At 64.6% G+C, this 19,258-nt stretch carries 20 protein-coding genes; 7 read left to right on the top strand and 13 right to left on the bottom strand.

Annotation, left to right across the window (positions count from 1 at the left end; genetic code table 11):
• Positions 1–65: 65 nt before the first annotated feature.
• Positions 66–1,403 carry an MFS transporter gene (locus tag Y88_RS16765; protein WP_008071400.1) on the bottom strand — a complete coding sequence of 446 codons (1,338 nt, stop codon included), beginning with the start codon at positions 1,401–1,403 and terminating at the stop codon, positions 66–68.
• 150 nt (positions 1,404–1,553) lie between these two features.
• Here Y88_RS16765 and pgsA point away from each other — a divergent pair, with 150 nt between their 5' ends.
• Complete coding sequence (gene pgsA, locus Y88_RS16760) at positions 1,554–2,147, top strand: CDP-diacylglycerol--glycerol-3-phosphate 3-phosphatidyltransferase (RefSeq protein ID WP_008071398.1); 594 nt, start codon at positions 1,554–1,556, stop codon at positions 2,145–2,147.
• 72 nt (positions 2,148–2,219) lie between these two features.
• Here pgsA and Y88_RS16755 read toward each other — a convergent pair whose 3' ends face one another.
• Positions 2,220–3,983: a DEAD/DEAH box helicase gene (locus tag Y88_RS16755; protein WP_018075624.1), complete on the bottom strand. Its 1,764-nt coding sequence runs from the start codon at positions 3,981–3,983 to the stop codon at positions 2,220–2,222.
• Between the two features lie 312 nt (positions 3,984–4,295).
• Here Y88_RS16755 and Y88_RS16750 point away from each other — a divergent pair, with 312 nt between their 5' ends.
• Positions 4,296–5,363 carry an aromatic ring-hydroxylating oxygenase subunit alpha gene (locus Y88_RS16750; protein WP_269724245.1) on the top strand — a complete coding sequence of 356 codons (1,068 nt, stop codon included), beginning with the start codon at positions 4,296–4,298 and terminating at the stop codon, positions 5,361–5,363.
• Positions 5,364–5,415: 52 nt separating this feature from the next.
• Here Y88_RS16750 and Y88_RS16745 read toward each other — a convergent pair whose 3' ends face one another.
• The 8 genes from Y88_RS16745 to sseA all read right to left on the bottom strand — a co-directional run bounded on the left by Y88_RS16745 (position 5,416) and on the right by sseA (position 12,621).
• Positions 5,416–6,228: a phosphoadenylyl-sulfate reductase gene (locus Y88_RS16745; protein WP_008071395.1), complete on the bottom strand. Its 813-nt coding sequence runs from the start codon at positions 6,226–6,228 to the stop codon at positions 5,416–5,418.
• On the bottom strand, positions 6,221–6,652 hold the full coding sequence (locus Y88_RS16740; RefSeq protein WP_008071394.1) for a DUF934 domain-containing protein: 432 nt from the start codon (positions 6,650–6,652) through the stop codon (positions 6,221–6,223). The genes Y88_RS16745 and Y88_RS16740 overlap by 8 nt, the downstream gene beginning before the upstream one ends.
• The gene (locus Y88_RS16735) at positions 6,645–8,279 is read right to left on the bottom strand and encodes a nitrite/sulfite reductase (RefSeq protein ID WP_026166901.1); all 1,635 of its coding nucleotides are present in this window, start codon (positions 8,277–8,279) and stop codon (positions 6,645–6,647) included. Before Y88_RS16735 ends, Y88_RS16740 begins: the two co-directional genes overlap by 8 nt.
• 22 nt (positions 8,280–8,301) lie before the next feature.
• Positions 8,302–8,598 carry a DUF2849 domain-containing protein gene (locus tag Y88_RS16730; RefSeq protein ID WP_008071392.1) on the bottom strand — a complete coding sequence of 99 codons (297 nt, stop codon included), beginning with the start codon at positions 8,596–8,598 and terminating at the stop codon, positions 8,302–8,304.
• 11 nt (positions 8,599–8,609) lie between these two features.
• Complete coding sequence (gene cobA / locus Y88_RS16725) at positions 8,610–9,413, bottom strand: uroporphyrinogen-III C-methyltransferase (protein ID WP_008071391.1); 804 nt, start codon at positions 9,411–9,413, stop codon at positions 8,610–8,612.
• A 68-nt stretch (positions 9,414–9,481) separates the two neighbouring features.
• Complete coding sequence (locus tag Y88_RS16720) at positions 9,482–10,435, bottom strand: mechanosensitive ion channel family protein (protein ID WP_008071390.1); 954 nt, start codon at positions 10,433–10,435, stop codon at positions 9,482–9,484.
• Positions 10,432–11,664 carry a cystathionine beta-lyase gene (gene metC, locus Y88_RS16715; protein WP_008071389.1) on the bottom strand — a complete coding sequence of 411 codons (1,233 nt, stop codon included), beginning with the start codon at positions 11,662–11,664 and terminating at the stop codon, positions 10,432–10,434. The genes Y88_RS16720 and metC overlap by 4 nt, the downstream gene beginning before the upstream one ends.
• Positions 11,665–11,775: 111 nt before the next feature.
• A complete protein-coding gene (gene sseA, locus Y88_RS16710) occupies positions 11,776–12,621 on the bottom strand; it encodes a 3-mercaptopyruvate sulfurtransferase (RefSeq protein WP_008071388.1) in 846 nt (281 codons plus the stop codon).
• Positions 12,622–12,813: 192 nt separating this feature from the next.
• Here sseA and queF point away from each other — a divergent pair, with 192 nt between their 5' ends.
• Positions 12,814–13,278, top strand: coding sequence for a preQ(1) synthase (gene queF, locus Y88_RS16705; protein ID WP_008071387.1), 465 nt, complete (start codon positions 12,814–12,816; stop codon positions 13,276–13,278).
• Between the two features lie 35 nt (positions 13,279–13,313).
• On the opposite strand, the gene Y88_RS16700 is transcribed toward queF, so the two are convergent.
• The 3 genes from Y88_RS16700 to Y88_RS16690 form a co-directional block, all read right to left on the bottom strand.
• Positions 13,314–13,685: a hypothetical protein gene (locus Y88_RS16700; protein WP_008071386.1), complete on the bottom strand. Its 372-nt coding sequence runs from the start codon at positions 13,683–13,685 to the stop codon at positions 13,314–13,316.
• A gap of 30 nt (positions 13,686–13,715) precedes the next feature.
• Positions 13,716–14,093, bottom strand: coding sequence for a hypothetical protein (locus Y88_RS16695; protein ID WP_008071378.1), 378 nt, complete (start codon positions 14,091–14,093; stop codon positions 13,716–13,718).
• A gap of 123 nt (positions 14,094–14,216) precedes the next feature.
• Positions 14,217–14,903, bottom strand: coding sequence for an HD domain-containing protein (locus tag Y88_RS16690; protein ID WP_232281128.1), 687 nt, complete (start codon positions 14,901–14,903; stop codon positions 14,217–14,219).
• 157 nt (positions 14,904–15,060) lie between these two features.
• Here Y88_RS16690 and Y88_RS16685 point away from each other — a divergent pair, with 157 nt between their 5' ends.
• The 4 genes from Y88_RS16685 (at position 15,061) to Y88_RS16670 (ending at position 19,234) form a co-directional block, all read left to right on the top strand.
• Positions 15,061–15,687: a flavin reductase family protein gene (locus Y88_RS16685; protein ID WP_008071369.1), complete on the top strand. Its 627-nt coding sequence runs from the start codon at positions 15,061–15,063 to the stop codon at positions 15,685–15,687.
• Between the two features lie 123 nt (positions 15,688–15,810).
• On the top strand, positions 15,811–16,551 hold the full coding sequence (locus Y88_RS16680) for an SDR family NAD(P)-dependent oxidoreductase (RefSeq protein WP_026166903.1): 741 nt from the start codon (positions 15,811–15,813) through the stop codon (positions 16,549–16,551).
• Entirely contained in the window at positions 16,544–17,797 is a 1,254-nt protein-coding gene (gene lhgO, locus Y88_RS16675; protein ID WP_018075628.1) for an L-2-hydroxyglutarate oxidase, read from the top strand. Before Y88_RS16680 ends, lhgO begins: the two co-directional genes overlap by 8 nt.
• A 39-nt stretch (positions 17,798–17,836) precedes the next feature.
• Positions 17,837–19,234 carry an aspartate aminotransferase family protein gene (locus tag Y88_RS16670; protein ID WP_008071365.1) on the top strand — a complete coding sequence of 466 codons (1,398 nt, stop codon included), beginning with the start codon at positions 17,837–17,839 and terminating at the stop codon, positions 19,232–19,234.
• Positions 19,235–19,258 lie beyond the last annotated feature (24 nt).

The following is a 19,258-nucleotide window of genomic DNA, read 5'->3' as shown; positions in this document are numbered from 1 at the left end:
CAGGGTATCGGCCTGGCCTGACGTTTCGTCAGGGTATCAGCCTGCCCTGACGTTTCGTCAGGGTATCAAAAGGTGTGCTCGATCTCGCCCGCGTGGGCGCGTTCGACCTTGTAAAGGCGGTGGCCGAGATAGGCCGTGACCGAGCACATCGCAGCGCTCAGCAGCAACTGGTGAACGATGGCAACGCCTGCTGCACTCAGGCCCACGGCGACGAGCGAGCCGATCACCATGGCCCCGGCATTGACGATGTTGTTGGCCGCGATCGTGCGCGAGGTTTCGGCCTTGTCCACGACCGTGGTCAGGAAAGCATAGAGCGGCACGACGAACATGCCTCCGGCAATCGCGATGCCCAGCAGTGTGGCAAGCAGCGGCAGGGCGAGCGGCTGGTGCACGAAGGCGATGACGTCGAGCAATTCGACGGCATGCCCTGAGGGCGTGTGGCGTATCCACGAACGGCACACGAGGTCGAACAGGATCACGAAGACCGCCATCATCACGACCGAGGCTGCCGCATAGCGGGCCGAGACTTTGCCGCGCAGCAGGTGATTGACCGACATCGAGCCGATGGCGACCCCGACCGAGAAAATCACCAGGAACAGGCTGGCGACGCTCTTGCTGGCGCCGAGCACGTTCTTGGCAAGCGGCGGGAACTGGATGAACAGGACCGCTCCGATCGACCAGAACACGCTGATCGCGGCAATGGCGAGGAACACGCGCGGGTGGCGGGTTGTCATGCGCACGAGCCGGACCGACGAGCGCACGATGTTGAGGTCGATCGGCTCGGGTTCCATCATCGGCGGGGCGGGGGGAACCGCCTGCGACGCGAAGAAGCCGACGACAGCCGTGCCGACGACCGCTCCGGCAGCCCATTGCACCGGGATGAAACCGGCAAGGATCGTTCCGGCAAGAATGGCAAGGTAGGTGCCAGCCTCGACAAGGCCGGTGCCCGCGAGCACTTCGTTTTCGTGCAGATGCTGGGGCAGGATGGCGTACTTGATCGGGCCGAAGAACGAGGAATGGACGCCCATGGCGAGAAGGGCCGCCAGCATCAGCGGGATCGACAAGGCTTCGACCGAAATGCGGTTCCACGCCAGCAGGAGCCCGCAGCCGCCCACCAGCATGATCCCGACTTCGCAGGCCTTGATGATGCGGATAAGCTTGGCTTTGTCGCGCATGTCGGCAAGCTGCCCGGCGAGTGCCGAGAGCAGGAAAAAGGGCAGGATGAACAGCCCCGAGGCAATCGCCGAAAAGCGGGCTTCCTGCTTTTCGGAATTGTAGATGCTGTAGACCACGAACAGCAGCATCGCGTTCTTGTAGAGGTTGTCGTTGAATGCCCCGAGCAACTGCGTGACAAACAGCGGCAGAAAACGACGCTGGCGGATCAGGTGGGTGGTGGTTGTCATTCAGTCCCGATTGGCATCCTTCGATGCCAAGTTCCTTAGCGCCCAAACGGGCGCGGGCAAGAGCCATCTACGGAGCTTGCGCTGTTTCGACGCAGACGCGTACACGGCTGTTTCCTTGTGGCCCCGGAACCGTTAATGCTCCGTCCCGCGATGCTAACCCTGCCCAATATTCTCACGCTTTCGCGCATTGTCGCGGTGCCTTTGCTGGTCGGCCTGTTGTGGTGGCCGGACTGGCCGATGGGCTATGGGCTTGGTTTTGCGATGTATTGCCTGATGGGCATTACCGACTATTTCGACGGCTATCTTGCTCGGGCGCAGGGGGCGGTCTCGAAGCTGGGGGTTTTCCTCGACCCCATCGCGGACAAGATCATGGTCGCGGCGGTCATCCTGGTGCTGGCCGCGCGTGGCGTGATGACCGGTCCTTATGTCGGATCGCTCCATGTCATTGCGGGACTGGTCATTCTCGTCCGCGAAATCGCGGTTTCGGGCCTGCGCGAATTCCTGGGCGGATTGCAGGTTTCGGTCCCGGTGTCCCGACTCGCCAAGTGGAAGACGACGGCGCAGATGGTTGCACTGGGTTCGCTGATCCTCGGGCGCGCCTTGCCTGGTTGGAACGTCGATGCCATCGGGCTTGTGTTCAACGTGCCGCATTCGGTCGGACTGGTGACCTTGTGGACGGCGGCGGTGCTGACGCTGGTGACCGGATGGGATTACCTGCGCGTCGGGCTCAAGCACATGGACTGATCGTTCCGGGGCCCGTCTTGGTGCTGCAATGAAAAAGCCGGGGTGTGAGCCCCGGCTTTTTCGTATGCGATATCAGTCGCGGTGGCGGGGCGGGCCCTTGCGCTTGAACCCGTCGGGCTTGCCGCCGGGGGCCCCGCGACCGCCCCCTTCACGTCCGGGGCCTTTGCCACGCGGACCGCGTCCGGGACCGGCATTGTGGCGCGCGCCGCGCGGGCGGTCGCGGCCGGTGTCCTGCGGCGCTTCGGGCGAAGGCTCGATGGTGATGCCGCTTTCGTCGTCGCTGCCGGGATTGGCGGTGCGCTTGAGCGCGGCGCGGAACTTGGCTTCGATCGCGCTGGGAACCTGGAAATAGGTTTCGTTCGCGGCGATCCGGATCGCGCCAATTTCGTTGCGGGTGATGTGCCCGCGACGGCAGAGCAGCGGCAGCAGCCAGCGCGGATCGGCATTCTGGCGGCGGCCGATGTCCATGCGGAACCAGACCACGTCGTCGAACCCTTCGCGACGGGCGCCGCGCACCGGCGCGTCGGCCTGCGACTGTTCGATCAGCTCTTCGGGATCGGGAATGCCGCGCTTGCGGGCCTGAACCAGGGCGAGCGCAACATCGGTCGGGCTCATCGCTGCAAGAATGCGCTCGGCAAGGTCGCGGTCGGCATCGCTCGATTCGATCGGCTGGAGCAGATCGGCAAGCAGGCGTTCGCGATCGCGTTCGCGGATCGATTCCGGGCTGGGGACCGGCACCCATTCGGCGGTGACGCGGGCGATGCGGAGCATGCCTTCGACCCGGCGACGACGCGGATAAGGCACGATCATCACGGCAACGCCCTTGCGTCCGGCGCGACCGGTACGGCCCGAGCGGTGCTGCAGCACTTCGGCATCGCGCGGCACTTCGACGTGGATGACGAGGCTGAGCGAGGGAATGTCGATCCCGCGCGCGGCAACGTCGGTCGCCACGCAGATCCGTGCGCGCCCGTCACGCAGGGCCTGGAGTGCGTTGTTGCGCTCGTTCTGGCTGTGCTCGCCCGACAGGGCGACCGCCGCGAAACCGCGCTCGATCAGCGAGGAATGGAGATGGCGGACATTGTCGCGCGTGGCGCAGAACAGGATGGCCGTTTCCGCCTCGTGGAAACGCAGGAGATTGATCACCGCGTTTTCGATGTCGGCCGGAGAGACCGCTACCGCCTGATAGGTGATGTCGCCATGGCCGACGTTATCGCTGACGGTCGAGATGCGCAGCGCGTCACGCTGGTAGCGACGGGCCAGCGCCACGATCGGCTTGGGCATCGTCGCCGAAAACAGCAGGGTGCGGCGACCTTCGGGCGTGGCTTCGAGAATTTCCTCGAGATCCTCGCGGAAACCCATGTCGAGCATTTCGTCGGCTTCGTCGAGGACGACATGGTGCAGCGCCGACAGATCGAGCGCCCCGCGTTCGAGGTGGTCGCGCAGACGGCCGGGCGTGCCGACGACGACATGCGTCCCTTGTGCCAGGGTGCGGCGTTCGCGCGCGGCATCCATCCCGCCCACGCAAGTGGTGATGCGGATGCCGGCCTTGCCGAACAGCCAGGTCAGTTCGCGGCTGACCTGAAGCGCCAGTTCGCGGGTGGGGGCAATCACCAGTGCGCCGGGCGCACGGTTGAATCCGTTGTCTTCGGAGAGCAGGCGTGCGGCCATGGCAACGCCGAATGCGACGGTTTTGCCCGAACCGGTCTGGGCCGAAACGAGGAGGTCGCGATCATGCGCTTCGGCGCCCAGAACGGCAGCCTGAACCGGAGTCGGTTCGGCATAGCCCTGTTCGGCAAGCGCCTGTGAAATCAGGTTGGGAAGGGACGAAAAGGGCATAGTGCTCATGACTTTGGGCCTGCCGAAAAACGACGGCAGCACCGGACTGTATTATCCTGCGGGAGCCGAACGCTCGGGCTGGCGAGACTGGCCCGCGGTCGGTCGTGGGCAATCGATACGCGCGCATAGCTTTTTTTCGCTCTCGGCGCCACCCCTGCACGATGGATTATGACCTTTGCCGTTCGTCCGTTCGGCCAGGCGTGGGAATTATCCGCTCTGTTTTTTGCAACAACCCGTCAAAATCATTGCGTTTGATCGAGAGGGGGTGGCGGGCGATCTAGGGATATCCCCTCCGCTGGAGCAACCCAGATCATGAATGCCCCCGTTACGACCGTGCCTACCGGACCAGTCCCCCCTGCCGTCTTGCCGCGCGAAGCCAGCTTCGATCCTGCCGACCGCGCCATTCTGGCAAAGCACTGGTATCCGGTCGCATTGCTGCGCGAGCTGGGGGAAAAGCCGCTGGCGACGCGGCTGCTCGACCAGCGGCTGGTGATCTATCGTGCAGGCGAGAGCGTCGTCGTGGCGCCTGACTGGTGCCCTCATCGCGGCGTTCCGCTCAGCCTTGGCGAACAGGCCGAGGACGGCGTCGTATGCCCCTATCACGGGCTGCGGTTCGGAATGGGCGGGCAATGCGTGCATATCCCGGCTCATTCCGAACGGGCCGTACCGCCGCAATTCCACTTGCGCACGTTCCCGGCGGTCGTGCGCTATGGCCTGATCTGGACCTGTCTCGATCCCGAACCGGGGATGGACCCGGCCATTCCGGAGATGCCGCATTGGGACGAGCCGGAATTCCAGCAGATTACCTGCCCCTCGGTCGACATCGGCGGCTTTGCCGGGCGCCAGCTCGAAGGGTTCCTCGACGTCGCGCACTTTGCTTTCGTCCATACCGCGACGTTTGCGGACCCCAACAATCCGGGGGTTCCGACTTATCGTCCGCGTCTGACCGATTATGGCTTCGAAGCCGAATACTGGAGTTCTGTGGGCAATTATCCGGCAGGCGTCGAGCACAAGGGGCCCGAAGGGTTCCAGTGGCTGCGCCATTTCCGCTGCACGCCACCCTTTACCGCCACGCTGGAAATCCATTTTCCCAAAGGCGGGAGGCTGGTCATCATGAATGCGGCCTCGCCGGTCTCGGCGCGGATGACCCGCATGTTCGCGCCGATCGCGCGCAATTTCGACACCGACCTGCCGGTCGAGGACGTCTATGCCTTCAACGCGCGCGTGTTCGAGGAAGACCGGATGATCGTCGAGACGCAGGAACCGGCCTTTGTGCCGTTGGACCCGAGTGCCGAAGCCCATCTTCCCGCCGACATGAGCTCGATGTTCTATCGCCGCCTGCTCAAGGACATGGGGCTGAAATTCTCGAACCCGGTGTAAAAGCGAAAACGGCCTCGATGCATTCTGCGCATCGAGGCCGTTTTCGCGTTGGTCAGAAGACCGGTTCGTAGCCCGGGGGCAGGTCGTCGCCGTCGTCCTTGTGACCGGGCACGTGAATGCCGCATTCGGTCTTGTCCCAGCCTTTCCAGCGGCCCGAACGGGGGTCTTCACCCTCTGCGACCCTGCTGGTGCAGGGCGCGCAACCGATCGAGGGGTACCCCTGTTCGACAAGCGGATGGCGCGGCAAGTCGTAGGCGGCAAACCAGGCTTCGATGTCTTCGCCCGACCAGTTGGCGAGCGGATTGATCTTCAGCCGTCCTTGCGCGTCCGAAGCATCGATCTCGAAACGGGGCAGGCCCGCGCGGGTCTTCGACTGGAAGCCCTTGCGCCCGGTGATCGAGGCGTCGAAGCCGGCAAGTGCGCGGGCAAGCGGCACGACCTTGCGGATTTCGCAGCAGCCGTCCGGGTCCCACGACCAGCGCAGCCCGTTCTCGTCCTTCTTCGCCAGCACGTCGGCATCGGGTGTCAGCACGCGCACGTTGGTCAGCCCGAGATGGGCGACAAGACGGTCGCGATAGGCGAGCGTTTCGGGAAAATGCTTGAGCGTGTCGAGAAACAGCACCGGGACGCCGGTGTCGACTTCGGCGACAAGATGCAGCAGCACGGCGCTTTCCGCGCCGAAGCTCGACACGACGGCAAGATCACCCGCCAACTGGTCACGGATTACCGTGCGCAGCATCTCGCGGGTGTCGCTGCCGCGAAACAGGTTGTTGAGGCGGATCGCGTCGCTTTCGGTAAAGCGCGGCCCGAGATCGAGCCGATCGACGCGGCGCTCCGCCGATCCCTGCTTCGCTATGTCAGCCATGGCGCGCAGCCCAGATCGGCGTCCGGCCATCGACCGTGCGCTGATAGACTTCCGGCCAGGTCGCGAACGCCTTTTCGGCAGCTTCGCGCGTGATCGGCTGGTTGGGCAGGAACGCGTCGAAGCCGCAACGGCGATAGTGGCTGAGCTGATCGACGAGCACGTCGCCGACCGCGCGCAGTTCCCCGGCATAGCCGTATTCGCGCAGGATGCGGGCTGCCGAATAGCCGCGCCCGTCAGTATAAGCCGGGAAGCTTACTTCGACGAGTTCGAGGCGGTCGAGCAGGGGCAGCAGCAGGCGAGCGTCTTCACCCGGTTCGATCCGAACCGCCGTCGCATTGCCCCCCGCGTCATGGAGAGAGGCAAGCGATACGACCGGCGCGGTCGAGGCGGCATCGTCGCGGAAACGCAGCAGAGTATCAGCCATAGATTGCTTCCTTGAACGGGGCGACGCCGAGGCGGCGATAGGTATCGAGGAACCGCTCGCCGTCTTCGCGGCGGTCGAGGTAGACCTGCGTTGCCTTTTCCACGGCATCGACGATGCCGTCTTCGGAAAAGCCGGGGCCGACGATGGTGCCGAGCGAGGTGTCCGCGCCTTCCGAACCGCCGAGCAGGAGCTGGTAGTTCTCGGTGCCCTTGCGGTCGACACCCAGAATGCCGATGTGACCGGCGTGGTGGTGGCCGCAGGCATTGATGCAGCCCGAGATCTTGAGCTTCAGCTCACCGATTTCGGCCTGGCGGGCCGGGTCGGCGAAACGCTCCGAGATCTTCTGCGCGACGGGGATCGACCGCGCATTGGCAAGGCTGCAGTAATCGAGACCGGGGCAGGCGATGATGTCGCCGATAAGGTCGAGATTGGCATTGGCGAGCCCGGCCGCGTCGAGCTTCTGCCAGATCGCGTAAAGGTCGGCCTTGCGCACGTGAGGCAGAACGATGTTCTGCGCATGGGTGACGCGCAGTTCGTCGAAGCTGTAATCGCGGGCAAGATCGGCAAGCAGGCGGATCTGGTCCGCGCTGGCGTCACCGGGAATGCCGCCCGCAGGCTTGAGGCTGACCGTGACGATGGCGTGGCCCGGCGCCTTGTGCGCATGGACGTTCTGGTCGACCCAGAGAGCGAAATCGGGGTCCGAACGGTCGATCGTGTCGGCACTTTGCGTATCGAACGCGGGATCGGCGAAGAAGCCCTTGATCCGTTCGAGTTCGGCCGGCGGCGGCTCGAGCCCGAGCGTCAGGATATGGGCGAATTCCTCTTCAACCTGGCGACGATATTCGTCGGCGCCGATCTCATGGACGAGGATCTTGATGCGCGCCTTGTACTTGTTGTCGCGGCGGCCATAGCGGTTGTAGACGCGCAGGCAGGCTTCAAGATAGCTGATCATCTGCAGCGGCGGCAGGAATTCGCGGATCACCGGGGCGATCATCGGCGTACGGCCCATGCCGCCACCGACATAGACCTTGAGGCCGGTTTCGCCCGCGTCGTTCTTCACAACCTGAATGCCGATGTCGTGCAGGCGCATGGCGGCACGGTCGGTATCGCTGCCGATGATGGCGACCTTGAACTTGCGCGGCAGGTAATCGAATTCCGGATGGAACGTCGACCACTGGCGCAGCAGTTCGGCATAGGGGCGCGGATCGGCGACTTCGTCGGCAGCAGCCCCGGCGAAGTGGTCGGCGGTGGTGTTGCGGATGCAGTTGCCGCTGGTCTGGATCGCGTGCATCCCGACCGATGCAAGATCGGCGAGAATGGCGGGCGTGTCTTCCAGCTTGATCCAGTTGTACTGGATGTTCTGGCGCGTGGTGAAGTGGCCGTACCCGCGGTCGTACTTGTCCGCGATGTCGCCCAGCATGTGCATTTGTCGCGAGTTGAGCGTGCCATAGGGAATGGCGACGCGCAGCATATAGGCGTGAAGCTGGAGATAAAGGCCGTTCTTGAGGCGCAGCGGGCGGAACTGTTCCTCGCTCAGCGTACCGGCAAGGCGGCGGGCGACCTGATCGCTGAATTCCGCGACGCGGGCATCGACCATTGCCTGGTCATGAGTGTCGTACTGATACATCGGCATGGGATCCTCGGGAAGCTCAGGCGATCCAGGCGGACGCGGCGGGGTCGTTGGGGCGCAGCGACAGGTCGAGCCGCACGGTCGGGCCAAGGGCGCGAATGCGTTCCTTGATATGGGCGGGGCGCAGGCCTTCCGCATCGCTCTGGGCGTCGATGACATAGGCGCCGACGACCTTGCGGTCGGCTTCCTCGCTCTGGGCGATCTGCGTCGCGTCGTCACCGACGGGAGCCGCATCGGCGATATGGCGCGACCAGCCGTTTCCGGTCCACCAGGTCACATCACCGGTGAGAAGGTCGTTGCCGGTCAGGATTTTCACACGTTCGCCGCTCAAAGCACGGTCTCCGCCAGTCGGGCAAAGTCGGCCACGCTGTCGCGCGCGGCCACTTCGCCGATGATGATGAGCGCCGGGCTCTTGACCCGGTGCCCTGAAACAAGATCGCCAAGCCCGGCCAGAACGCCGCGCAGGACCCGCATGTCGGGGCGCGTTCCGTTCTCGATCACGGCCACCGGCACGTCGGGGGCAAGGCCGTCGGCGATCAGCTTGTCGGTGATCGCTTCGGCCGTGGCGAGGCCCATGTAGATGACGAGCGTGCGTCCTTTACCGGCAAGGCCGGCCCAGTCCTGTTCGGACAGGCCCTTGCACTGGCCCGCGACGAACGACACGGTCGAGGCCGCTTCGCGATGGGTAAGGGCAATGCCCGAGGCCGCCGCTGCGCCCAGGGCCGCGCTGACCCCCGGCACCACTTCGACCGGGACACCGGCGGCGCGACAGGCTTCCATTTCCTCGCCGCCACGCCCGAAGATGAAGGGATCACCCCCCTTCAGGCGGAGGACGTCGTTTCCGGCCAGCGCCTCGCGCACGAGGAGTGCATTGATGTCCTCTTGCGCCATGGTGTGACGCGAGCGGCTCTTGGCAACCGAAATGAAACGGGCCTGACGCGGCGCCATCGCAAGGATCGCAGGATCGACGAGTCCGTCATGGACGACAAGCCCCGCATGCATGATCAACCGCGCCGCACGCAGTGTCAGCAGGTCGGGATCGCCCGGTCCTGCACCGACCAGATGGACAGTGCCGACGCGCGGGGATGCAGCATCGCGGGATGAATGAGGCTCGGTCATGGGATCGCACATGGTCGCAAGAGCCTCGGTTCGCCAGCGAGAAACGCTTGGATATGGGTTAGGCCAGCTTTAGCGGGCGATCACCCGGCCGGATCGGGCCGTCGGGCCATGCCGGCAAGAGCTTGCAAACCTTCCGAATTGCGCAGGCGCAGGTCTTGCTGGGGAAAGGGGATCTCGACCCCGTTCTCCTTGAACAGCCGCAATGCCGCCTTGAGCACTTGCGAGCGGATGCCGCCGACCCCGCGTTCGGGATCGAGAATCCAGACCGAGACGGTGAGGTCGATCGAACTCGGGCCAAGGGCGCTGACGATCACGCTGGGGGCAGGGGTTGCCAGCACGCGCTCGACCGAATGGGCCGCTTCGAGCAGCAGTTTTTCGGCAAGGTCGAGATCGCTGTCATAGGAAATGCCGACCGGAACCGAGATCGATACCTCGCGCGAGGAATAGGACCAGTTTTCGACCTGACTGGTCATCAGGATTTCGTTCGGGATCAGGTATTCGCGATTGTCGAGTGCGGTGACGGTCGCCGCGCGGATACCGATCTTGCGGACCACGCCCATGGTGCCGTCGTTGACGGCGATGACGTCGCCCGGCTTGATCGAACGGTCCATCAGGATGATGATCCCCGCGATCAGATTGCCGAAGGTTTTCTGGAGACCGAAACCGATGGCAAGGCCGAAGGCGCCGGAGAAGACCGTGAAGGCCGTGAGGCTGATGCCGAGCGCGTCGATGGTGGCAAGGAACGCGAAAGCCCAGACGCCGAGCGTGACGCCCTTTTCCCCCAGTTCCATCTGGGTCGGGTCGAGCCCCTTGATCTGGCGTACCAGCCTCCGGGCGAGCTTGCTGCACCCTTGCGCAAGAGCGAAGGCAAGGATGACGACCATCGCCATCCACAACGCGTTGAGCAGCGAGAGATGGTAATGGCCGATGTCGATGCTGATGTCGTCGAGCGCCTGGATCGCGTCCTTGGTCTGACGCACGAGCGGGTGACGCGCGATCGCGGCCGGTGTGATGACGTGGTGGTTCGCGCTCATGCAGCAGCTCCGGCGCGATGCCATGCGGCAAGGCCGCGATCGAGATCGGCGATAAGGTCGGCAGGGTCCTCAAGTCCCACGGCAAGGCGTACGCCGAAGCGGTCGGCCTGATCCCAGGCGGCAGGCGGCCACGGGGTCGCACTGCGCATGGGGGCAGGGTCGACCGGAGTGGCAAGGCTTTCGAAGCCACCCCAGCTATAGCCGATACCGAAATGGGAAAGGCCGTCGATAAGCGCGTCGCGCGCAGGCCCGGTGCCGCCCTTCAGAATGAAGCTGAACAGGCCGCAGCCGCCCGTGAAATCGCGCTGCCACAGGTCATGGCCCGGCGCTCCGGGCAGCATCGGACACAGGACATGGGCGATCTCCGTGCGTGTGGAGAGCCATTGCGCGATGGCGAGCGCACTCTTGGTCGATCGTTCCAGCCGCACTTCGAGCGTGCGCAATCCGCGCAGCATCAGCGCGGCATCGTCCGGCGACACGACAATGCCCAGGTTCTGCGCGCGCAGGCGCAGCTTGCGATACCACTCGGGGCCCGCCGCCGCCGAGCCCATCATTGCGTCCGAGTGGCCGCCGACATGCTTGGTCAGGCTCATGATGGTAATGTCGATACCGTGGGCAAGTGCCGGAAAACCGAGCGGTGAAGCCCAGGTGTTGTCGAGCAGGCTGACCAGCCCATGGCCGCGTGCGAGCGCGGCAAGGCGGGGAATGTCGGCCATCTCGATCGTCAGGCTGCCCGGATTTTCGAGCAGGACCGCGCGCGTGCGCGGGCAGATCGCGGCGGCCATGCTGTCGGGATCGGTCGGATCGAACCAGCGCGTCTCGATGCCGAAATCGGCAAGCAGGCCGCGCCCCATGGCCCGGCTGGGCTCATAGGCGTTGTCGGTCATCAAGAGGACGTCGCCCGGGCGCAGGACGGTGAGCAAGGCTCCGGCGATGGCCGCAACGCCCGACGGATAGAGCACCGTGCCTGCAGCCCCAGGTTCGAGCGCGGTCAGCGCGTCGGCAAGCGCCCATTGGGTCGGGGCGCCGCGACGTCCGTAATAGAAATTGCCGTCCTCATTGGCGGGGTGCCCGCGCAGGGCGGCCATGTCAGGGTAAAGATGCGTGCTCGCGCGCCAGACCGGCGGATTGACCACCGCGCCGGGGTGTTCGGGAGTGCCGGTCCATTCGGGGCGGCGGCCCAGCGCGGCAAGGCGCGTTCCGGTGCGATCGGTCGTATCGTCGTTCATGATGTCGGGCCAAAGCAGGATTGGTAAGCGAAGACAACCATCAGGCCGCACCGTTCGTCGCACGATCGTTTCGGGCCGGACGTCGGATGTCGGGACGGCCCATCGCAGGGATCAGCGCGTGGGGCCGGTTTCCACCGGCAGGGCGGGGTCGGCGCCCCATTCGGCCCAGCTGCCGTCGTAAAGGGCGATGTCGGTCTTGCCGAGCAAATGTGCGGCGAAGAGGACCACATTGGCGGTCATGCCCGACCCGCACGAGGCGATCAGCGGTCTGTCGAGGTCGATCCCGGCGGCAACGAAGGCCGCGCGCAGATCCTTGGGCGTTTTCCAGGTGCCGTCGGGGGCGAAGAGATCCGTATAGGGCAGGTTGCGCGCGCCCGGAATATGGCCCGAAGCAAGGCCGGGGCGGGTTTCGGCAACGTCGCCGGTAAAGCGTCCGGCGCCGCGTGCGTCGACGAGCTGTTCCTTGCCGCTGTCGACATTGGCTAGGACCTGCGCCTTGCTGCGGAGCTGCCTGGGATCGCTCCATACGGTGAAGTGCCGGTGGCGCAGGCGTTCCTGTCCTTCGACACAGGGGCGCCCTTCGGCTTTCCACTTGGCAATGCCGCCATCGAGCAGCGCGACGTTCTGGGCGCCGAACATGGTCAGCATGAACCATGCGCGAGTGGAAGAATGGATCGGGCTGTCGTCATAGACGACGATGCGGCTGCCGTCGCCGAGCCCGAGGCTTTGCATTCGGCTGGCGAATTTCTCTGCCGTGGGCAGGGTGTTGGCGTAAGGGGCAGCGGGATCGACGAGATCGTCGAGATTCATGAAAACCGCGCCGGGAATGTGACAGGCTTCGTATTCCGCGGCCGCGTCGCGCTGGTGCTCGGGGAGAAAGGCGCTGGCATCGACCACGCGCAAGTCGCTGGCGCCCATTTCATCGGCGAGCCATTGGGTGGAAACCAGCGAATCCATGGTAGTGTTGCTCCTGCCTGACGCGACCCGTCTTGACGCGGGTGTACAAGCACCCAACCCTAACCAATGGTCCGGCGCGCGTCGAGGCGGTTTGATGGGGAGAAACGAACGGTAAAGCCCGGGCCTGTGGGGTTTCCCTTGCGACACGCTTGCCCAGGTGGCCCGGAAACGGCATGGGCTGGCGCAGAAAGGATGTTTTTCATGGCCGACATCAAGCCTCTTCACCTTGGCCAGTCCAGCGCGCTGCCGGCTTCGCCCGACGAAGCGGTGCTTGACTATGTGCCCAATCCCCGGACGGGCGAACTCTATCTGGTGCGTTTTGCGGCCCCCGAGTTCACGTCGCTGTGCCCGGTGACCGGACAGCCCGATTTCGCGCATCTCGTCATCGACTATGCGCCGGGCGAAAGCATCGTCGAATCGAAATCGCTCAAGCTTTTTCTCGGTTCGTTCCGCAATCATGCCGGGTTCCATGAAGATGTGACCGTCGGGATCGGCAAGCGCCTGTTCACCGAAATGCAGCCGCGCTGGCTGCGCATCGGCGGATACTGGTATCCGCGCGGAGGCATTCCCATCGACGTGTTCTGGCAATCGGACGCCGCGCCCGCCGGGCTGTGGGTGCCCGATCAGGGGGTTGCCCCCTATCGCGGGCGCGGCTGACATCATTTTTTGGGGCCTCATTCTTGGGGCCTCAGTTACCAGTTCCGGCGCCAGGTCGAGCGGTCGATCTGCTCGGCCAGGCCGTTGTACTCGTTCGCAATGCGGTGGACCGAGGCCGTGTCGTGTTCGGCACATTCTTGGCCGGCGCGGTTTTCGAGTCGATCGATCGCGGCGTGAAGATCGTCTGCCCGGCGCGGATCGATGCGTCCTTCGTCCACAGCGTGGCGCAGGCGTCCTTCCAGTTCACGGGCGCGACCGTTCGAGCAGACGGCGTCGATAGCCGGATCGTTGTAGCCGCGCGCATAGCCGGGATGGTCGTAATAGTCGTCGGCGCAGGCCGAAGTCAGTCCGACCAGCACGATTCCCATGGCCAGAGCGGCGGCGCGGCGGTGAAAATGCGGGACCATGACGAGATCTCCGGTTGCAGGGGTGGGCGATTACCAGCGGCGGTGCGAGGCTTCGCGGTCGATCCAGACGGAAATGCCGTCGTACTGGTCGGCGATTCGGTGAATTTCGCGGTCATCGTGACGGAAGCAGGCGCGATCGGAACGGCGCTGAAGTCGCTCGATCGAACCGTGGATGCGGCGAGCGGCACGGAAATCGATGCGATGTTCGTCGACCGCGTGACGCAGGCGCCCTTCGAGTTCGCGAGCGCGTCCGTTGGAGCAGACCGCGCCGATGTCGCGCCCATGAAAGCCGGGGCCGGGGCCAGGCCCGCGATGGTCCCAGGGATCGGCATAGGCCGGGGCGCTTGCAACCAGAGCTGCGCCGAGGGCCAGTGTCAGCGTCTTGAGGCGAGGAAGCCGAATGGTCATGGCATGTCTCCTGTTTTCGATTTGCCCGTTGGCGGGCGTTGGAAACACCATGACTCGGTTGCGCTGGCGCGAGGCTGAATGTCTTCGTTGGCTTGTGTTCAGGTTGCGGGGGTGTTTGCTGAATTAGAGCGCGCCGTTCGCTTCACTTCTGATCCGGGTGAGCAGGCCTCGGGCTTCTTCGACCAGTGCAGCCGCGCGAATGCGGGCGGATGGAGACTGGATGCCGGGTGGAACCTGGGCGAGGTTGCGCTCGATCGTCGCGAGGGCGTGCGGCAGATCGGGCTCTGCGTCGGGATCTGCGGGGGAGGGCGGCGGATTGCCGTGTTCGACCGTAGCCAGAATACGCGCGACACCCAGCGCACCGAGCCAGTCGAGCGCATCGGCATCATGGAGGTAGATCGCTTCGGGCGATGAAGCCTGGCGATAGAACATGTGCGTGCGGGTCGCTGTTCGGACTTGCTCTATTTTTCCGGCGGGGAAGCCGAGGCCGAGCAGGACGGGGCCGAGTTTGTCCGCGCCCACGTCGGAGTGATCGTGGCTCGGGTCCTTGTCCTCCCACGGCGCAAAGGCGGCAATGTCGTGGATGAACGCGGCGGCAAACAGGACGTCGTCGTCGAGGGCCACTCCATCACTCCGCGCGAGCGTGCGGGCCAGATCGTAATCGCGGCGGCTGTGCTGCCAGCCCCAGGCGGGGTGGCGGAAATGGTCATGGGCAAAGGTTTCGAGCCGTTCGCGCCAGCCGGATGCTGCCTGCGCGTGGGCGGCGGGTGCCGTGCCGAGCAGCAATCCCGCGAGTGCCGCGATGGTCATGCCTTTTTTCATCCGACCCGTTTTCATGACGCCCCCCATTTGCTGCGAAGCTCGAATAGCGTGTCAACAGGGTGGACCTGTCAAGTGGTTGAAAGGGGTAGGGTGTGCCGCCACTTGGGGGTATGACGAAAAGTCTCGGCCAACCGGATGATCTGCAATGGAATTCGACTTTACAGCGATGCCTCCTGCCGACCGGTATCGGCTGATGGCTTCGGCGATCACGCCGCGTCCGATCGCCTGGGTCTCGACCCGATCCGATGCAGGTACGTGCAATGTCGCCCCGTTCAGTTTTTTCAACATGATGGGCGCCGATCCGCCGATCGTGGTGCTGGGGATCGGGCGCCGCCCGGACGGGACGCTCAAGGACACGGCGGCCAATATTCACGACACCGGCGAATTCGTCGTCAATCTTGTCGGTGAAAGCGATGCCGAAGCGATGAACCGGACTTCGATCGATGCTCCGCCGGGCATCGACGAACTCGCTCTGGTGGGAATTCCGGTCCTGCCTTCGATCGCGGTCGCGCCGCCGCGCATCGCGAGTGCGCCGGTCGCGATGGAATGCAGTCTCTATCGCCATCTCGACATCGGCTCCACGATGCTGGTGATCGGCGAAGTCCTGCGGTTCCATGTACGCGACGAATTCTATGATCCGGTGCGACGCCATGTCGATACCCCGGCCATGCATCTGGTAGGCCGGGCCCATGGCGGCGGATGGTATGCGCGGATGACCGATCTTTTCGAAATGCAGCGCCCGAACTGGGCGGACCAACGGCAAAACGGGTAACAGGAACGGGGGCTGCCGCAAAAAGGAGGGTGAGCGCGCAGGTGCGCTCCCTTGCCTTGGATCGGGGCTCTGTCTAGGAAGGTGTATGATGCATCAAGTGGGGCTGGCAACGTGATTGGCGAAGTGAAAGAGACCGATCGCATCCTGTTGCTGACAGGGGCAAGCCGGGGCATTGGTCATGCGACAGTCAAGCTGTTCCAGGAAAAAGGCTGGCGCATCCTGACCGTTTCGCGCCAGCCTTTTTCCGAGGAATGCCGCTGGCCGATGGCGCAGTGGGGTCATATTCAGGCCGACCTTGCCGATCTCGACGCCATCCCGGCCCTTGCCGCCGAAGTGCGTCGCCGCCTGCCTGCGGGCAAGCTCCATGCCCTGGTCAACAATGCGGGAATTTCGCCCAAGGGGCCCGAGGGCGAGCGTCTGAGCGTCCTGACCAGCGATGCGTCGATCTGGAACAAGGTGCTTAACGTCAATCTGGTCTCGACCGCCTTGCTGGCGCGCGAGCTGATCCCTGAATTGACCGCCGCGCGTGGATCGATCGTCAATGTGACTTCGATCGTCGGATCGCGGGTTCATCCTTTCGCGGGCGTTGCCTATGCCGCGTCGAAAGCGGGCCTTGCCTCGCTGACGCGGGAAATGGCGCATGAATTCGGCCCGCTCGGCGTTCGGGCGAATGCGATCGCGCCGGGCGAGATCGATACGTCGATCCTGTCGCCGGGGACCGAGGACATCGTTGCACGCCTGGTTCCGCTGGGCCGTCTGGGCGATCCGCGAGAAGTGGCCGAAACCATCCATTTCCTGTGCAGCGATGCCTCTTCCTACATCACCGGCTCGGAAATCCATATCAACGGCGGACAGCATGTCTGATGCCGGGGTGTCCGGCCTGACTTATCTCGTCGTCGGTGGCGGGATCGTCGGGGTGGCCACCGCGCTTGAACTCCTGCGCCGTGAACCGGGCGCTCGCCTGCTTCTGGTCGAAAAGGAAGCCGAGCTCGCTGCGCATCAGACCGGGCACAACAGCGGCGTGATCCACGCCGGGGTCTATTATACCCCCGGCTCGCTCAAGGCCCGGCTCTGTCGCGAAGGGGCCGAAGATACCATCCGGTTCTGCCGCGACCACGACATCGCCTACGAACAGTGCGGCAAGCTGATCGTTGCCACCAATGCGGTCGAGCGCGACCGGATGGGGGCCCTGGCCGAACGCGCGCGGGCCAATTCCATCGCGTTCGAGGAACTGGATGCGGCTGGGCTTGCCCGCGCCGAACCGGCCGTGGCGGGGATCGCGGGCCTGCGCGTCCCGGCGAGCGGCATTGTCGATTATACCCGCGTAGTTGCCGCGATGGCGGCCGAGATTGTCGAACGCGGCGGCATTGTCCGGTGCGGCACGGCGGTCGAGGCGATCGCCGAGGAAGACGGCCATGTAGAGGTCGTCCTGCGCAATGTTCTTGGCGCGCGCGAAAAGGTGCGGGCCGAGCGGCTGATCGCCTGTGCAGGGCTGCAATCGGATCGTCTGGCCCGGCTGGCGGGATTGCCGGTCGAACATCGCATCGTTCCGTTTCGCGGCGAATACTACGTCCTGCCCGATGCCCTGTCGGGGCTGGTCCGCCATCTCATCTATCCGGTTCCCGACCCCGCGCTGCCGTTCCTTGGCATTCACCTGACGCGCACGATCCATGGCGGGATCACGGTCGGCCCCAATGCCGTGCTCGGCTTCGCGCGCGAGGGCTATACCGATCGCCGCTTCGATCGTCGGGACGTCGCCGACCTTGCCGATTTCGGCGGGTTCTGGCGGCTGATGGCGCGCAACTGGCGTCACGGGCTGGGGGAATTTGCCAATTCGCTGTCGCGCCGTGCCTATCTGGCGGCCTGCCGCAAATATTGCCCTTCGCTCACGCTCGCCGATCTCGGTGGGGCGAAGCAGGCGGGCATTCGCGCCCAGGCGGTGATGCCCGACGGGCGCGCGGTCGACGATTTCCTGTTCCTCGGCAGCGAGCGCATGCTCCACGTCTGCAATGCGCCGTCCCCGGCGGCGACTTCGGCCATGCCGATCGCGCGGATGATTGTCGAACGCCTTCACGCCGGAGCGGTGCAGGGCCGCAGCCCGGCATCCTGAACCCAACCCTTTTTCCATTTGAAGACCGGAGGCAAACCCGTGGCTGACCAGATCCCGACCGCCGAACCCAATTCGCCCGAAGCGCGCGACGTCCGCTATCACCTGCATGGCTATACCAATGCCCGGCTGAACGAACAGATCGGCCCGATGATCATCGATCGTGGCGAAGGTGTCTACGTCTACGACAACGAAGGCCGTCCCTATATCGAGGCGATGGCGGGGCTGTGGAGCGTCGCGCTCGGTTTCAGCGAGGAACGGCTGGTCGAGGCCGCCGCGACCCAGATGCGTCGCCTGCCTTTCTATCACTCGTTCACGCACAAGTCGCACGGGCCGATGATCGATCTGGCTGAAAAGCTGGTGACGATGTGCCCGGGCAACATGAGCAAGGCGTTCTTCACCAATTCCGGTTCCGAAGCGAACGACACCGCCATGAAGATGGTGTGGTATCGCTCCAACGCCCTGGGCAAGCCGGAAAAGAAGAAGCTGATCGCGCGCCAGCGTGCCTATCACGGCGTTACCATCGCGGCGGCGAGCTTGACCGGGCTTCCGGCCAATCATCTCTCGTTCGACCTGCCGCTCTCGGGCATCCTGCGCACCGGCAGCCCGCACTACTGGCGCGACATGCTGCCGGGTGAAACCGAGGAACAGTTCGCCAGCCGTCGTGCGGCCGAGCTTGAGGAACTGATCCTGGCGGAAGGTCCCGACACCATCGCCGCATTCTGGGGTGAGCCGGTTCTGGGCGCGGGCGGGGTGGTCGTGCCGCCCGCCACCTATTGGGAAAAGATCCAGGCAGTGCTGGCCAAGTACGACATCCTTTTGGTCGCGGACGAAGTGATCTGTGGCTTTGGACGTACGGGCAAGATGTTCGGTTGCGAAACCTATGGCATCAAGCCCGACATCATGCTGCTTTCCAAGCAGATTTCCTCGTCCTACCTGCCGATTTCGGCGGTTGTGGCAAACGAGCGCGTGGTCGGCCCGATCATGGATGAAAGCGCACGGATCGGCACGTTCGGTCACGGCTTTACCGCAGGCGGTCACCCGGTCGCAGCAGCTGTCGCGCTCGAAACCATCCGCATCATCGAGGAACGCGATCTCGTCGCCAATGCCGCCGAGCAGGGCGAACGCCTGCGCAACGGTCTTGCCGCGATGGCCGATCACCCGCTGGTCGGCGAAGTGCGCGGCGTCGGTCTGGTCGCGGCGGTCGAACTCGTCATTGACAAGCAGGCGAAGACTGCACTCGAAAAGCCGGGGCTCCTCGGCGCTGCGGTCAACAAGGCGCTGCAGGATCAGGGCGTGATCGGACGCGCGATGCTCGACGCGGTCGCCTTCTGCCCGCCGCTGATCATCACGGCAGCCGAAGTCGATGCCATCCTGACCAAGTTCCGCGCCGCCCTTGATACAGTGGCAAGCGAACTGGGCTTGGCAGTTCCGGCCTGATCCGGGAAAGAACGGACCTCGTTA

It is taken from the genome of Novosphingobium nitrogenifigens DSM 19370, assembly GCF_000192575.1.
GTDB classification, from domain to species: Bacteria; Pseudomonadota; Alphaproteobacteria; order Sphingomonadales; family Sphingomonadaceae; genus Novosphingobium; species Novosphingobium nitrogenifigens.
This window is presented reverse-complemented; position numbering and strand designations above follow the sequence as displayed.

What these genes read in the sequence shown, in the direction of transcription:
- Y88_RS16765 (WP_008071400.1), bottom strand. Translation starts at nt 1,403, where the DNA reads ATGACAACCACCACCCACCTGATCCGCCAGCGTCGTTTTCTGCCGCTG.
- pgsA (WP_008071398.1), top strand. Translation starts at nt 1,554, where the DNA reads ATGCTAACCCTGCCCAATATTCTCACGCTTTCGCGCATTGTCGCGGTG.
- Y88_RS16755 (WP_018075624.1), bottom strand. Translation starts at nt 3,983, where the DNA reads ATGCCCTTTTCGTCCCTTCCCAACCTGATTTCACAGGCGCTTGCCGAA.
- Y88_RS16750 (WP_269724245.1), top strand. Translation starts at nt 4,296, where the DNA reads ATGAATGCCCCCGTTACGACCGTGCCTACCGGACCAGTCCCCCCTGCC.
- Y88_RS16745 (WP_008071395.1), bottom strand. Translation starts at nt 6,228, where the DNA reads ATGGCTGACATAGCGAAGCAGGGATCGGCGGAGCGCCGCGTCGATCGG.
- Y88_RS16740 (WP_008071394.1), bottom strand. Translation starts at nt 6,652, where the DNA reads ATGGCTGATACTCTGCTGCGTTTCCGCGACGATGCCGCCTCGACCGCG.
- Y88_RS16735 (WP_026166901.1), bottom strand. Translation starts at nt 8,279, where the DNA reads ATGTATCAGTACGACACTCATGACCAGGCAATGGTCGATGCCCGCGTC.
- cobA (WP_008071391.1), bottom strand. Translation starts at nt 9,413, where the DNA reads ATGTGCGATCCCATGACCGAGCCTCATTCATCCCGCGATGCTGCATCC.
- Y88_RS16720 (WP_008071390.1), bottom strand. Translation starts at nt 10,435, where the DNA reads ATGAGCGCGAACCACCACGTCATCACACCGGCCGCGATCGCGCGTCAC.
- metC (WP_008071389.1), bottom strand. Translation starts at nt 11,664, where the DNA reads ATGAACGACGATACGACCGATCGCACCGGAACGCGCCTTGCCGCGCTG.
- sseA (WP_008071388.1), bottom strand. Translation starts at nt 12,621, where the DNA reads ATGGATTCGCTGGTTTCCACCCAATGGCTCGCCGATGAAATGGGCGCC.
- queF (WP_008071387.1), top strand. Translation starts at nt 12,814, where the DNA reads ATGTTTTTCATGGCCGACATCAAGCCTCTTCACCTTGGCCAGTCCAGC.
- Y88_RS16700 (WP_008071386.1), bottom strand. Translation starts at nt 13,685, where the DNA reads ATGGTCCCGCATTTTCACCGCCGCGCCGCCGCTCTGGCCATGGGAATC.
- Y88_RS16695 (WP_008071378.1), bottom strand. Translation starts at nt 14,093, where the DNA reads ATGACCATTCGGCTTCCTCGCCTCAAGACGCTGACACTGGCCCTCGGC.
- Y88_RS16690 (WP_232281128.1), bottom strand. Translation starts at nt 14,903, where the DNA reads ATGACCATCGCGGCACTCGCGGGATTGCTGCTCGGCACGGCACCCGCC.
- Y88_RS16685 (WP_008071369.1), top strand. Translation starts at nt 15,061, where the DNA reads ATGGAATTCGACTTTACAGCGATGCCTCCTGCCGACCGGTATCGGCTG.
- lhgO (WP_018075628.1), top strand. Translation starts at nt 16,544, where the DNA reads ATGTCTGATGCCGGGGTGTCCGGCCTGACTTATCTCGTCGTCGGTGGC.